The 14084-nt window shown below is 65.7% G+C and carries 15 protein-coding genes; 8 read left to right on the forward strand and 7 right to left on the reverse strand.

The genetic code is table 11. The features are described 5' to 3' along the window. The first annotated feature begins 84 nt into the window (after window positions 1–84). Genes DN824_RS17310 through DN824_RS17320 form a run of 3 tightly spaced genes read left to right on the forward strand, consistent with a single transcriptional unit; the run spans window position 85 to window position 2313 of the window. The gene (locus DN824_RS17310; RefSeq protein ID WP_138409654.1) at window positions 85–372 is read left to right on the forward strand and encodes a DUF3649 domain-containing protein; all 288 of its coding nucleotides are present in this window, start codon (window positions 85–87) and stop codon (window positions 370–372) included. Then, entirely contained in the window at window positions 369–1979 is a 1611-nt protein-coding gene (locus tag DN824_RS17315; RefSeq protein ID WP_138409655.1) for a PepSY-associated TM helix domain-containing protein, read from the forward strand. The genes DN824_RS17310 and DN824_RS17315 overlap by 4 nt, the downstream gene beginning before the upstream one ends. A gap of 1 nt (window position 1980) precedes the next feature. Further along, entirely contained in the window at window positions 1981–2313 is a 333-nt protein-coding gene (locus tag DN824_RS17320) for a DUF3325 family protein (protein ID WP_138409656.1), read from the forward strand. A 19-nt stretch (window positions 2314–2332) separates the two neighbouring features. Here DN824_RS17320 and DN824_RS17325 read toward each other — a convergent pair whose 3' ends face one another. Together DN824_RS17325 and DN824_RS17330 are read right to left on the reverse strand one after the other, a co-directional pair. Next, window positions 2333–2935, reverse strand: coding sequence for a DJ-1/PfpI family protein (locus DN824_RS17325; RefSeq protein ID WP_138409657.1), 603 nt, complete (start codon window positions 2933–2935; stop codon window positions 2333–2335). Between the two features lie 207 nt (window positions 2936–3142). Then, entirely contained in the window at window positions 3143–3559 is a 417-nt protein-coding gene (locus DN824_RS17330) for a transcriptional regulator (RefSeq protein ID WP_138409658.1), read from the reverse strand. A 217-nt stretch (window positions 3560–3776) separates the two neighbouring features. On the opposite strand from DN824_RS17330, the gene DN824_RS17335 reads away from it, so the two are divergent. Continuing rightward, on the forward strand, window positions 3777–4202 hold the full coding sequence (locus DN824_RS17335; protein WP_194150428.1) for a BRO-N domain-containing protein: 426 nt from the start codon (window positions 3777–3779) through the stop codon (window positions 4200–4202). A 185-nt stretch (window positions 4203–4387) separates the two neighbouring features. Here the strand turns inward: DN824_RS17335 and DN824_RS17340 are convergent, their stop codons facing one another. From DN824_RS17340 to DN824_RS17350, 3 genes are all read right to left on the reverse strand, one after another. Beyond that, window positions 4388–5161: a type IV pili methyl-accepting chemotaxis transducer N-terminal domain-containing protein gene (locus tag DN824_RS17340; protein ID WP_138409659.1), complete on the reverse strand. Its 774-nt coding sequence runs from the start codon at window positions 5159–5161 to the stop codon at window positions 4388–4390. A 207-nt stretch (window positions 5162–5368) separates the two neighbouring features. Then, window positions 5369–6256, reverse strand: a complete 888-nt coding sequence (locus DN824_RS17345; protein ID WP_138409660.1) for an NAD(P)/FAD-dependent oxidoreductase — start codon at window positions 6254–6256, stop codon at window positions 5369–5371. 93 nt (window positions 6257–6349) lie between these two features. After that, entirely contained in the window at window positions 6350–6808 is a 459-nt protein-coding gene (locus tag DN824_RS17350) for an Rrf2 family transcriptional regulator (RefSeq protein WP_138409661.1), read from the reverse strand. A gap of 547 nt (window positions 6809–7355) precedes the next feature. Between DN824_RS17350 and DN824_RS17355 the strand changes: the two genes are divergently transcribed. Together DN824_RS17355 and DN824_RS17360 are read left to right on the forward strand one after the other, a co-directional pair. Next, window positions 7356–8447 (forward strand): SMP-30/gluconolactonase/LRE family protein, encoded by a 1092-nt coding sequence (locus DN824_RS17355; protein WP_138409662.1) that lies wholly within the window; start codon window positions 7356–7358, stop codon window positions 8445–8447. Window positions 8448–8811: 364 nt separating this feature from the next. Further along, the gene (locus tag DN824_RS17360; RefSeq protein WP_138409663.1) at window positions 8812–9591 is read left to right on the forward strand and encodes a transporter substrate-binding domain-containing protein; all 780 of its coding nucleotides are present in this window, start codon (window positions 8812–8814) and stop codon (window positions 9589–9591) included. 147 nt (window positions 9592–9738) lie between these two features. Here the strand turns inward: DN824_RS17360 and DN824_RS17370 are convergent, their stop codons facing one another. Beyond that, on the reverse strand, window positions 9739–10155 hold the full coding sequence (locus DN824_RS17370; RefSeq protein WP_138409665.1) for a MerR family transcriptional regulator: 417 nt from the start codon (window positions 10153–10155) through the stop codon (window positions 9739–9741). Window positions 10156–10219: 64 nt separating this feature from the next. Between DN824_RS17370 and DN824_RS17375 the strand changes: the two genes are divergently transcribed. Next, entirely contained in the window at window positions 10220–10852 is a 633-nt protein-coding gene (locus DN824_RS17375; protein ID WP_138409666.1) for a cation efflux transmembrane domain-containing protein, read from the forward strand. Between the two features lie 69 nt (window positions 10853–10921). Here the strand turns inward: DN824_RS17375 and DN824_RS17380 are convergent, their stop codons facing one another. Beyond that, window positions 10922–11758 (reverse strand): CAP domain-containing protein, encoded by an 837-nt coding sequence (locus tag DN824_RS17380; protein WP_138409667.1) that lies wholly within the window; start codon window positions 11756–11758, stop codon window positions 10922–10924. Between the two features lie 400 nt (window positions 11759–12158). Between DN824_RS17380 and DN824_RS17385 the strand changes: the two genes are divergently transcribed. Continuing rightward, window positions 12159–14084 (forward strand): TonB-dependent receptor domain-containing protein (locus tag DN824_RS17385; protein ID WP_138409668.1); only part of this gene is annotated, 1926 nt, incomplete at its 3' end.

A 14084-nucleotide genomic window follows, 5' to 3' on the forward strand; every position in this document is an offset into this window, starting at 1 on the left:
GTTCACATTGCAGCAGGAGCGCCATGGTCCCGGTGCCGCCGGCCTCCTGCCGACGTTACGCCTGACAACCGACGAGAACACCCGATGAAAGCCACCACCCCACCCTGGCCGGTGGTTTCCCGCATCCTGGCCGCCCTGCTCGGCGGCTATCTGTTCACCTATGCCTTCACCGCGGCGCTGGCGCGCCTGTTGCCGCTGGGGAAAGCCGATGCGGTCGTGGTCGCGACCCTGCCGGCCTTTCTGATCTACACCCTGGCCATTCTCTGGGCCTTCGGCTGCCGCAGCGCCCGGCGGGCCTGGGCAGGGCTGGCGTTGGCCTTGCCGTTGGCGATCATCGGCTTCTGGCCGCAACTGCTGGAGACGCTGGGATGAAACGAAAAACCCTCACCCAATCGCTGTCCTGGCTGCACACCTGGGGCGGACTGGTCTTCGGCTGGCTGCTGTTCGCGATCTTCCTCACCGGCACCCTGGCGGTGTTCGACAAGGAGATCGACGGCTGGATGCGCCCGGAGCTGCCGACCCGGCTCGTCGACCAGGCCGAGGCGGCCCAGCGCGCCCTCGATTACCTGGCGGCGCGGCACCCCGAGGCCGGCGCCTGGAACATCGGCCTGCCCACCGAGCGTTCACCGAACCTGAGCGTCTCCGCCGGCGAACAGCGCCGCGGCGGCGGCCAGCCCCTCGATCCGCACACGGGCGAACCCCTCCAAGTGCGGGAAACGGCCGGCGGCGGCTTCTTCTTCCGCTTCCACTTCACCCTTCACATGCCGCGCAACATCGGCATCTGGATCGTCGGCCTGGCTGCGATGGCGATGCTGGTGGCGTTGATCAGCGGCATCGTCATCCACAAGAAGATCTTCAAGGAGTTCTTCACCTTCCGTCCGGCCAAGGGTCAACGCTCCTGGCTCGATGCGCACAACGCCACCGGCGTGCTGTTGGTGCCGTTCCACTTGATGATCACCTACACCGGCCTGGTGATCTTCTACCTCGTCTACATGCCGGCGGCGATGGACGCGCTGTTCGAGGGCGACCGCGAGGCGCTGTTCCGCGAGCTGCGCGGCGCGCCGGTCGAACAGCGGGCCGAGCGGGCAGGCGAGCACGCCGGAGCGCAGCACGCTTCCGCCGAGCGGCCGGCCGGGCGCGGCGAACGCACGGGTGACGAACGCGCCAGGCCGACGGGCGAGCCGGTGCCACTGACCGCGCTCGGCCTGCTGCTGGCCGAAGCCGAGCGCGTCATCGGGCCGGTCGCCGGGCTGTCGATCCGCAACCCCGGCCGCCACGACGCGCGCATCGAGGCGCGCCCGGTGCTCGGCAACCGCATCGAACTGACCAAGGGCCAGAGCATGCAGTTCGACGGCGTCACCGGCGCCGTGTTGCGCATGCCGGCCCAGAGCGGTCCCAGCCAGTTGACCCAGCGGGTCATGGCCGGTCTGCACTTCGCCCAGTTCGGTGGCTACCCGATGCGCTGGCTGTATTTCCTCTGCAGCCTGGTCAGTTGCGCGATGATCGCCACCGGGCTGGTGCTGTTCACCGTCAAGCGCCGCCGCCGGCATGAGTCCGAAGGCATCTTCGGCGCCCTGCTGTACCGCGTCGTCGAACGCCTCAACGTTTCCGTAGTGGCGGGACTGGCAGTGGCCTGCGTGGCGTTGCTCTGGGCCAATCGCCTGTTGCCGGTGGAGCTGGCACAGCGCGGCGACTGGGAGGTGCGGGTGTTCTTCCTGGTCTGGCTGGCAACCCTCGGCCACGCCATCGTCCGCCCCTGGCTGCAGGCCTGGCGCGAACAGCTCGGCCTGGCGGCGGCGCTGTGCATCGGCCTGCCGCTGCTGAACCTGGCCGGTCCCGTCCGGGGCAACCATCTGTGGCTGGAGGCGAGCGTAGTGGCGCTCGGCGCGCTGCTGGCCTGGACCTGCTGGAAAGTTGGCCAGCCGCGGCAGGCGCGCCCGGCACGCTCCTCGACCAACCCCGTGGCGGAGGCCCGCTGAGATGAGCCTTGCACTGATCGCCAGCCTGGCGCTGGCCTATGCCGGCATGCTCGGTCTCTGCCTGGGCATGGAGCGGCACTGGAAACAGCTCGCCAGCCCGCGCCTGCCGGCCTTCTGCCGACGCCTCTGTACACCGCTGGGCGGCGGCCTGCTCGGCCTGTCCATCCATGCCGCCACCTTCGCCTGGCCGGGCGGCATGGCAGTGGTCGCCTGGTTCGGGCTGATCTCCCTCGGCGGCCTGGCCCTGCTCCTGCTGCTGCCCTACGCACCTCGCCTGGCGCTCGGCCTGCCGCTGGCCGGCGCTCTGCTGGCGGGCCTGCTCGCGATGCTCTGAACGCGGCCGTCGCCCTGGTTCAGGGAATGAACGGCGCCACGTGCCCCAGCGCCCGCTCGACGAAGGCCTCCTTCTCCCCCACCGGCGCGACATAGTGCAGCGCCTCGGCGGCCGCCTCGCGTCCCAGCAGTCGCACCAGCAGCCAGGCCGCCAGGTAGCTCGAGGCCAGGCAGCCGCCTGCCGTCGCCAGGTTGCCCCGGGCGAAGAACGGCTGCTCCCGCACCTCGACGCCCGCCTCCATCACCCAGGGCCTGGTGAGCAGGTCGGTGCAGGCAGGGATGCCTTCGAGCAGTCCCAGCTTGGCCAGCAGCAGCGTGCCCGAACATTGCGCGCCGATCAGTTGCCGGGCCGGGTCGAGCCGGGCGAGTACCTGCATGATCGAGGCGTCTTCGGCGATCTCGCGGGTCTTGCTGCCGCTGCCGACGAGCACGGCCTCGCATCCGTCGATCTCTTCGAGCGGGAGCTGGCGCAGCAACAGCGCGCCATTCATGGAAACGATCGTTTCGCCGGGCGAGGCCAGGGACACGCGCCAACCCGGTCGTTTGATGCGGTTGAGGATGCCGAAGGCGATCAGCGAATCCAGTTCGTTGAAGCCTTCGAAGGTGAGGATGGCGATGTGCATGGGAATTCCGTCCGTGAAAGCCAATCCCCATTGTCGAAGCGCGAGCGCGAGCGGAACAGGCACAGTCACCGGCGAGTGCGACCGTACAGCCGCGTATCGCGGGGTCTCTGCAAGATGATGCGGCGCTCGATGGTGCCGCGACGAAGCGATGGGAACGCCGGCGCTTTACGAAAGGCCCGCCGTCGGCGCTCGCCGGATGCGCCGGGATCAGTTCTTCTTGTCGGCCGAACCGCGCACCTGGCTGGCCTTGGCGAAGGCCTTGATCACGTCCCGGACGACCTTGCGCTGTTCGGCCGGCAGCGCCAGGAACGCCTCGACGGCCTCGCGCTCAGGGTAGAACGCCGGGTCCTCCCACCGCCCCCGCTGCTCGCGGATGGCCGATACGGCCTGTTCGCCGTAACGCAGCGCCTGGGGTTCCACCTTCAGCCATTGAGCGATCACTTGCAGCTTGTCCTGGGAAGGAATGGATTTGCCGCCCAGCCAGCGTGAAACGGCCTGGAAGGTGACCGACCGTCCCCAGTAACGGGAGTTGAACTCCCGTTCAAGGACGGCAGGACGATCGGGGTAGCCGGCAGCGAGCATGGCGCTGCGCAGACGCTGGGCAAATTCGGTTTTTTCGTTCATGGAGGCGGACGTTAAATTCCGCTTCCATGCTTGATTGAACATTATGTTGCATTAAAAATGAAATTCATGATTTCATCAATCGAATGACAGCCTCTCGACAGGGATCGCGGCACGCGCGTCCCGCCTTTCCTGCCAGGAGACGCTGCCGGGATCAGCCGGAGCGCTGGCTGGCCTCTCGCAGGCGAGCCAGAACTGCCGAACCACGGAGAGATAAACCATGTCCGCCCTTCGCCACCTGAGGTTCGACGGCCACCTCATTCCCGTGCTGCATCGTCCCGATGGCGTGGTGCTGATCGAGGGTCCGGCCGTGGCGCAGGTGCTCGGCTATCCGGACGACCTCGGCGCGCTGCATGACCATTGCCGGATCGAGGGCATCGCCTTCGGCAACCAGCCACGGCCAACGATCTGGATCGACGTACGCAACGCCCATCACCTGGCGTTCCAGAGCGGCTCGCCCAGGGCCGAGCGCCTGATGCACTGGATCAGCCACTGGCTGCTTCCGCATTTCAGCAGCAACATGCCCGCGCCCTACTTCCGGCTTTCGGCCTCGACGAGAAATGGCTGCCAGTCGTGTGCGGGTGCGGCGGCCGGTCCGTCAGGGGGGAGATGCGCCTGCTCGGCAGGACTGGCCGGGCGCGACTGAGCGCATTGAGGTGGCGGCCTGCAAGGCCGGCGGGGGAACTCTGGCAAAGCGGAGCGGCGGCTTGGCCCGAAAATGGCCATGCCCGATTCGCCGTGAAAGGAACAGGCCGTGCCGCTGCGGGATCTCGACCCGACAACGCCGGTGCACCTGCGACCTTAGAAGGCAGCAGGCGCATCGGTGGCCGATCAGAGCTTGTATTCGCGCAGGCCGGCGTAGAGGCGGGTCATTTCGTTGAGCTGGCGGAACATCGACTCGGCATTGACCGCGACGATGGTGGGCACGAACTCTTCGGAGGCGAAGGCGCGGCTCGCGAACTGCCAGCGGGCTTCGGCCTTGCGCAGGGCTTCGGCGATTTCGGCGTTGGGCGCACCGTCTGCCTGCAGCTCCGCCATGATGGCGTCGAACTCCTTGACCGAGGCCTCGAACTTGGCATCCAGACCGGGCGCCTCGACACCCCAGGCGCGGGCCATGTAGAACATCGCCGTGCGCTGGGTCAGCACGCGGTTCCAGCCACTTCGGTTGATCGCATGGGAAGCCGCGTCACCGTTGTGCTGCTCGAACAGGTCGGTCACCGCCTGGCACTGCTTGACCAGCTCTTCGGCTTTGGCCAACACCACCGGTGCCTGGGCCTTGTCCGGGGTCGCGGACGCCAGGGCGTGGTAGTCGGCCCAGAGCTGGTCCACCGCATCCAGCGCTGCCCGGATCGCGTCGTTCGGCGCAACGGCCTTGAGCTGGGCGTGGTGGTTCTCGAACAGCGCCAGGCTTTTGTCCCGCTGCTCGATGGCCTCGTCGACCTTCACGCCGGAGCCGATCATCAGGTAATCCTTGGCCACGATCTGCCCGAGGCTGCGCTGCAGGCCGGCCATGTTCATGACCTCCAACGGGGAGAGTTCGGCCCAGCAGGTGGCGCTCAACAGGCTGCAGCCCAACAACAGTGCACGGAAGGTCTTCTTGATCAACGGTGAATCCTCTCAGGTACGAAAGTGGCTTGGCGCGGGGATTGCCATCCCGGCACCATCATGGCCACGCATTGCACTGCATGTAGCTTTCTGAAAGCTTGCAAATTCGACCTTCGTCGTAGACGACCATCCAAACTGTGAACCGCAGCAAAAATACGAGCCGTTGATAGCTCCGCAACCGGGCCGTTTCCCTGTCGAACCCGGCGTTTACTGCCCAAACATCAGTGCGCGATGAGCCGCCACGCCCGCCATCGCACCATCCCCCACGGCCAGCGGCACCGAACCTGCGGCGCGTGCGGCATCACCGCAGGCGAACAGGCCCGGCACCGATGTCGCCTTGGTGGGATCGGTGCTGATGAACAGGCCCAGCGGCCCTTCTTCGGTTTCGCACCCCAGCTGCCCCACCAGTTCGGGAAGGCGCATCCGCGGCGCGAGGAACAGCCCGGCGAAGCTCAGCCGGCGACCGTCCTGAAGCAGCACCTCGAGCGGATCGCCGTCCAGGCGAGACACCGGGGTGCGCTCGAGCACGACGCCCCGTGCAGCGAGCTGGGCCAACTCGTCCTCGTCGGGCTCGAAGGCCTCGTTCAAGAGCAAGGTGGTGGCGCCCCAGTCCGGCAGCATCAGGGCCTGGTGCATCGACAGGGGTGACGTCGCCAGCACGCCGATGCGGCCCTGGTGAAGTTCGTAACCATGGCAATAAGGGCAATGGAACACGCTGGCGCCCCAGCGCTCTGCCACACCGGGTATGTCTGGGAGTACATCCACGATTCCCGTTGCCAGAATCAGCACGCGCGCGCTGTGTTGCTTGCCACTTCTGTCGGTGATCCGAAAGCCGTCCGCATCCCGTTCGGCTTTCACCGCCTCGGTCGAGACCCAATCCACCGAACCGTACTCCATGAGCTGGGCACGGCCTTTGACGGCGATCTCGCCGGGTGGCACGCCATCCTGCGTCAGGAAGCCATGCGAGGCGCCGGCGAAGCGGTTGCGGCGCTGGCCCGCATCCATCACCAGCACCTTTCGGCGGGCCCGGGCCAACGGCAGCCCTGCCGACAAACCTGCGTAACTGCCTCCGATGATGATTGCGTCATACGCCATGATATCGCCCTCCCGATTAATGTACCTTTTGAAGTTACACTAACAGGCGAGCACTACGAAAGGACGTTACGGGTGCTTTGTCGGATAAGGATGCTAGTGAGAGCCGATGCCGGATGGCGCCGGTTGGCAGCGGCCGTACAGTGCGTTGAACTGCTTCGACAGGTCAGCGAGCGTCGACGCCCCGAGCCTGCGTAGCAGCAACGCCTCGGCTTCCTGCAACGCATCGGCGAGCACGCCGTTGACCACCTGCTCGACCAGGCAATCGGGGTTGTCCCGGTCCGCTCCGATGGCGAATATCCTCGGCCCTCCGACGGCATGGAAGATGTCCAGCAAGGTGACCTGGTTCAGGTCGGCCGACAGGGTCCAGCCGCCGTTGTAGCCCTTGTCCGCACGGACGTAGCCCGCCTTGCGCAGGCCCGCCATGGTGCGCCGTACCACGGCGGCGTTCGTGCCCAGCATCTGGCCGATCTGCTCCGAGGTCACGGGCCGCTCATCACGCGCCATGTGCAACAGGACGTGGAGCATTCGGGAGAGGCGGCTGTCGGTTCTCATCGGTTTGCTGGCTGGCGAAGGAAGCTTCGCACCTTACAACGCAATCCCGACGATGACCACGCGCTCGCATCGCGCGACCTTCATTGCGCGCCGGTCAAGCCGGCTTCACCGCCAGCAAGGCGAAGCCACACAGGATTCCGGCCAGGGCGATCGCCCAGCCGATGCGATGGGCAAGGTTCTTCTGCTGCTGGCGGACGGGATCCACGGGTTTCTTCTTTTTCACGATCGTCTCTCTCAGCCGTAACGAGGCCTGGGTCGCGAATCGTACCGTGGGCAAGGCGCTGGGTGTCCAGCGCTTGCGTGTTCGTGGAGAACCGCTCAGCCCGCCCAACCTCGTAGCGTTAAGTCCCCGCTCCTACGTCGTCATCGTATGACCCGAGAAAGCTCGTGGGCCTTCAAATCACTCCCGACCGCCTGAAACCCTCGGAGCACGCGCCATACCGCAGGTCCAGCACGAAGACGTGCTGTCGCGTTTTTGCAAGTCATCATACCTCTACTACGCTTGCTCTCACCGTGCGTATACGGCTCATAAGAACAAGGACCCACCATGACGTCAGAACAACAACCTTCCCAGGATTCGCGTCGTCGCTTCCTCAAGCTGTCTCTGAACTACTCGGCCGCCCTTCTGGCCAGCAGCACCCTCCTGCCCCGCGTCGCCCAGTCCGCCGAACTGCTTAGCCGACGTTATCCGGACCCTTCGGTCGAGGTGCTGGACGAAAGCTTCATGCAACTGAGGTTGTTCAACGCCAGCATCGAGAAACTGGCCGACGGCTTGCGCTGGGCCGAAGGTCCGGTGTGGGTGGGTGACGGACGCTATCTGCTGCTAAGCGACATTCCCAACAACCGCATCGTGCGCTGGGACGAAATCAGCCAGACGCTGGGCGTCTACCGGGAGCAGTCCAATTTCTCCAACGGCTTGACTCGGGATCGGCAGGGCCGCCTGATTGCCTGCGAAGGTTCGACCACCCACGAACTGGGCCGCCGCATCACACGTACCGAGCACAACGGGCGAATCACGGTGCTGGCCGACAACTTCGAGGGCAAACGCTTCAACTCGCCGAACGACATCGTGGTCAAGCGTGACGGCTCGATTTGGTTCACTGACCCACCCTTTCAGGCCGGCAACGATTACGAAGGCTTCAAGATCGAAACCGAGCTACCCGATGCGGTGTATCGCATCGATGGGGAAACCCTTTCGGTCACCCGGGTGATCGAGGGTATCGCCGGCCCTAACGGCCTGTGCTTCTCGCCTGACGAGAAGCGGTTGTACGTGGTTGAAGGGCGCGCCAGACCCAACCGGCTGATCTGGGCCTACCCGGTCAACGACGACGGCACGCTGGGTGAGCGCACCCAGCACGTCGAAGCCACCGGTCACGGTGCGCTCGATGGCATCAAATGCGATGAGGGCGGAAATCTCTGGTGCGGCTGGGGCAGCTCCGGCTCGCCGGAGGCCAACCCCGACGGGCTCGATGGCGTGCGGGTGTTCGATCCGCAAGGCAAAGCCATCGGCCATATCCACCTGCCGGAGCGCTGCGCCAACCTGTGCTTCGGCGGAGCCCAGGGCAACCGGTTGTTCATGGCAAGCAGCCACGCACTCTACTCGCTGTTCGTCAACGCGCGAGGGGCTACGTTCGTCTAGCCGAGCTGATGGCGGGACGGCCCGGCTGTCCCTTTGTGCTGGGTCGGCGTGATCGCCAGACCGGGCACCAAGTTTCGTAGGGTGGATCACGCTTCACCGATCCACCATTCGACGGGACGGTGGATGGAAAGAGCGCCATCCACCCTACGCAACTGACAGCACTCGCAAGCCGGCAACGCCTCGCTTCGTGGGAGCGGTCTTGACCGCGATCTTTTGCTCCGGCACCTGCGCACGCCCGTTCATTCCCCCGCATCCCTGCGGCTTGTGAGGCGTGGCGGCGTCCGGTACGTTCTGTCGGCGGCTCGCTCGCCGCCCAAGAACAATAACCACGGTACGCCATGGCGTTGCCCTGCAAGGAATCCCGATGAAATCTCTGATCTCGGCCGGCCTGTTGCTGGCCAGCGGGGCCGCGTTCGCCGCCCCTTCTGCCTCGCTGCTCGATGCGGCCCAGCAACGCGGAACGCTGAGCGTCTGCACCACCGGCGACTACAAGCCCTACACCTTCCTGCGCGAGGACGGCGGCTACGAAGGCATCGACATCGCGCTGGCCGAATCGCTGGCCAGGAGCCTGGGCGTGAAGGTGCAGTGGGTGCCGACCACCTGGAAGACGCTGATGCCCGACTTCCTCGCCGGCAAGTGCGACATGGCCGTCGGCGGCGTTTCCATTTCACTGGAACGGCAGAAGAAAGCCTTCTTCAGCGACCCCATCACGGTCGACGGCAAGATCCCCTTCGTCCGCTGCGACGACGTGGACAAATACCAGACCATCGCCCAGCTCAACCAGCCCTCGGTGCGGCTGATCGAGCCGCCGGGCGGCACCAACGAGGCGTTCGTCCACCGCGAGCTGCCCAAGGCCCAGCTGGAGCTGTATCACGACAACACGGTGATCTTCCGTCACGTCGCCGAGAACAAGGCGGACGTGATGATCACCGACGCCTCCGAGGCGCTGTACCAGCAGCGCAACTACCCGACCCTGTGCGCGGTGAACCCGGACAAGCCGCTGCAGTACAGCGAGAAGGCCTTTCTGCTGCCGCGCGACGACAGCGCCTTCAAGGCCTACGTGGACCAGTGGCTGCACCTGACCAAGGCCACCGGCGAGTACCAGCGCATCGCCGACGCCTGGCTGGCCAAGCCGGCGCAGTGAGGCGACTTCAGGAACCGCCGAACAGCGCCGTCCAGTAGATGCCCGCATCGCTCTGCGGGCCGACCGCGTAGGCGACGCCCAGGTCGCTGAAGTGAGCAATGACCGGGTCAGCCAGGCCACTGCTCCGGCTGCGGCTGCTGCGGCCGGTCAGGCCCGACAGTCGCCAACGACGGCTCCGCCACTCAGCGCCTCGACGATGCGGCACTCCTTGACCGACGACTCGGTGCAGCCGACCAACCGCTCCAGCTCGAACTCCAGCCGTTGCAGGTCGGCGATGCGCTGGCGCACCTCGACAAGGTGCTGCGCCACCAGGCGGTCGACGTCGGCGCAGGGCTGGCCGGGTTGGTCGGCCAGCTCCGCCAGCGTGCGGACCTCGTCGAGGGAAAAGCCCAGCTCGCGCCCGCGCTTGATGAAACGCAGCCGCGCCACTTCGCGCTCGCCGAAGGTGCGGTAGCCAGATTCGGTGCGCATAGCGGTCGTGAGCAGGCCGATGCGCTCGTAATAGCGGATGGTTTCCACGTTCACACCGGTAGTCCTGCTCAGCTTTCCGATCGTCAATGTCATCGCTTGACCCTGTAGTCGCTACAGGGTTTAGCGTAGCCGCATCTTGTTCATCGGGACATGCGTCATGGCAGGAAACTGTTGCAATCACGGTTGTGCGAGCGCAGCCGCCACTGGGCGCTACCGGCGCCTTCTCTGGATCGCGCTGGCCATCAACCTGGCGATGTTTGTTGTCGAGATCGGTGCCGGGCTGCGCGCCGAATCGGTATCGCTGCTGGCCGATTCGCTGGATTTCTTCGGTGACGCCGCCAACTACGGCGTAAGCCTCTGGGTACTCGGGCTGGGTGTGGTTGTAAGGGCACGAGCCTCACTGCTCAAGGCCCTGACGATGGCGGCGTTCGGCACGTTCATCCTGGTTATGGCGATCTCCAACTTCGTCGACGGCAGCGTGCCGCATGCGCCGACAATGGGTGTGATCGGGATAGTGGCACTGCTCGCCAATCTGCTCGTAGCCGGACTGCTCTACGCATTCCGCGAGGGCGACAGCAACATGCGCAGCGTCTGGCTGTGCAGCCGCAACGACGCACTCGGCAATCTTGCGGTGATGCTGGCGGCATTGGGTGTGCTCGGCACCGGTAGCGGCTGGCCGGATCTGATCGTGGCGACCTTCATGGGGGTGCTGGCGATCAGCGCGGCGATTCAGGTAGCTCGACAAGCGCTGCAGGAGCTACGACCCGACGATGCGATCTCGGACCACTGAAGCGAACCCCGATGAACCGCGGCGCCTGCACCCACGGCTGACGCTCGGCTAACGGGATCGCTGCCTAGTTCAGCCGCCGCCGAACAGCGCCGTCCAGTAGATGCCCGCATCGCTTTGCGGATCGACCGCGTAGGCGGCGCCCAGGTCGCTGAAGTGCGGGTTCATCAGGGTGGCGCAGTGGCTCGGGATGGTCAGCCAGGCCTCGAGCACCTGCTGCGGGGTGTCCTGCGCGGCGGCGATGGTTTCGCCCACCTGCTGCCCCGAATAGCCGGCGAGTTCGGCGCGGTCGCCGGGGGTTCGCCCACCACCGTCGAGATGGTCGAAGAAGTTGCCGTTGGCCATGGCCCGGCTGTGGGATTCGGCGACGCCGCCGAGCACCGGCTCCCAGGCGAGCGGCCCCGCCGCGGCGAACGCCTGGGCGCCGCACCGGCGCGGCTCGGCGCGTGCGGCGTTGATCAGCGCAAGCAGTCGTTGCCCTTCGGCCTGCCAGTCGCCCAGGCCGCCGCTGAGCATCGGCCGCGCCAGCACGATGCGCCAGTCGCGTCCTTCCCGACTCACACCGATGTCGACGAACTGCGGATCGAGCAGTACCTGGCAGAAACTCTCACGCAGCGCCGCCATCGCCGCCTCGGCATCGCGCGGGCCCGACAGGCTGATGGCGCGCACGTTGACCAGCGGGTAGCCGGAACGGGTCAGCGACTGCTGCAGGTCGCCGGCACCCTGCACCGACAGCTTCAGTCGTGAGTCGGCTGTCAGGGCGGGCAACGCCACGCTCGCGTCATCGGCGCATCGCTGCACCTGCGCGCGATAGGCGTTGACCGACTGGATCAGCTGCGTCGGCTCATCGGCCCGCGAGCCGACCGGCAGCAGTGCAGCGAGAAGCAGAACGAACGACAGGGCACGCATGGAATCCTCCGTCATGTCAGTAGCGATCGCCGGGCAGACGCCCGGCCGGTCTGCTGGATGCTGCGCGAGGACGCTGCGCTTGTCACGTTCTCGACGCGCGCCGAGGCTTCCGGCGCATTCCCCCGCCCCTTGTAAACGGGGCCCGCGCGCCACCGCGCAGGCACGACGCAGCGCGCTGCCAGCGACCAACGCTTCGACGACCGCGAATCGCTTCCTCCAAAGGTTGCCTGCGCCTGGCGGCGCCCGTGTCGCGGAAGCACGGCCCGCCTGCGCCGGCCTGTGTCAGGCGAATGTGTATGTTTTGTAAATGATCTTTACACTCGAATGAGAATTCTTAGCATTCGCACTGGCGAAGCGGCCGGAGCCGCGGATTACGAAGGAATCGAGGAGAGTGCAGTACATGGTGATTTTCAATCGGAACCAGCTGGCTGGCGCCATCGCGATCGCAACCTGGATGAGCGCACCGGCTCACGCACAACAACCGCTCGAGCTGCAGCCGACCACGGTGGTGACCGCCGCTGGTTACGAACAGAACATCGCCGATGCGCCGGCGAGTATCTCGGTGATCAGCCGTGAACAGCTGGAGAAGCAGTCGTATACGAGCGTCGTCGACGCCATGCGCAATATCCCCGGCGTCTTCGTCACCGGGGGCGGCAACCAGCAGGACATCACCATTCGCGGCATGGGCAGCGAATACACCCTGGTAATGGTCGACGGGCGCCCCATCTCGGCGGGCCGCCAGACGCAAACCAACGGCACCTCCGGCGGCAAGCAGCAACTGGCGCTGCCGCCCCTGGCCATGATCGAACGGATCGAGGTCATCCGTGGCCCGATGTCTTCGCTCTATGGCTCCGAAGCCATGGGCGGGGTCATCAACATCATCACCCGCCGCTCGGCTGACGAGTGGGCCGGTACGGTCCGCGCCGAGCGGATGTTCTCGCAGAACGACTACAACGAAGACGAGTACCACACCGAGCTGTTCGCCGGCGGCGCCCTGATTCCCGGGCTTGTCGGGCTGCAGCTCAACGGTGCCTACACCAACACTTATGAGAGCGATTATGTCGGTGGCGAGGCATTCAACTCGGGCGAAAGCAAGCCGGAAACGCGAGACCGGAACGCCGGCGCCGAGCTGTTCCTGACACCCACCGAGCGCGACCGGATCACCCTGGGCTACCGGGATACCACCCAGACAGCCCGCCACACGGCGGGCAAGAGCGCCCCCGTGACCACGACGACACCGGCGGGCCAGACCACCAGCAATCGCTTCGAGAAAAAGGTCTGGACGCTGTCCCACGACGGCAACTACGGCGACGTGCTGCTCAACAGCTACCTGCAGCGTGACGTCTCCGAACGCGTCCAGGACCTGTCGATGGAGGAAACCGTCAACCTGTTCAACACCCAGGGGACCTTCTTCTGGGGCCAGCATACGGTCACCTTCGGCGCCCAGTACAAGGACGAGGAGTTCGTCAACGGACAGAACGTGCTCTTCAACGACGGCATCCCGGGAGGCGTGCACAAGGCCGACCGCTGGCTGGCCGCGCTGTACAGCGAAGTGGAATGGGGCCTCACCGACGCGTTTTCGCTCACCACCGGCCTGCGCTACAACGACGATGAATTCTTCGGCGGCCACCTCTCGCCACGCGTCTATGGCGTCTACCGGATGTCGCCGTCGCTGGTCCTCAAGGGCGGCGTTTCGACGGGCTACAAGCAGCCGACCCTCACCCAGTCCACCGAAGGCTTCGGCGGCCGCACCGGCGGCGGCGGCTCGCCGAACGTGGGTGGCAACGGCCAGCCACTGCCCCGCGCCCTGAGCATTGGCAACGCCGATCTCGACCCGGAAACCAGCACCAGTTACGAAGTCGGTTTCGTATACAACGAACCCTCGATCGGCCTGGGAACCAGCGTGATGCTGTTCCATACCGTCTACAAGGACAAACTCGCCGAAGACCGCTTCTGCACCAGCCCCAACGCGGCCAACAACAATGATGTCGCCAACTACGCGTGTAGCTTCGGCGGCAACAACTTCTACTTCCTGAGCACGACCAAGAACATCGACGAGGCGGTGATCCAGGGCGTCGAGCTGACCCTCGACTATGAACTCATGAGCAACCTGAACTGGATGAGCAGCTACACCTTCACCGACTCCGAGCAGAAAACCGGTGACTTCAAGGGCGAACCGCTCAACCGGCAACCCCGCCACATGTTCAACACCAACCTGGACTGGAGAGTCAGCGACAAGCTCAACCTGTGGTCGCAGTACAACTACCGCAGCCGCACTTCGGACTACCTGAGCCGGACCACCATGAGCGAAGGGACACCCGGCTAC

The organism is Stutzerimonas nosocomialis (assembly GCF_005876855.1).
In the GTDB taxonomy this organism is placed as follows: domain Bacteria; phylum Pseudomonadota; class Gammaproteobacteria; order Pseudomonadales; family Pseudomonadaceae; genus Stutzerimonas; species Stutzerimonas nosocomialis.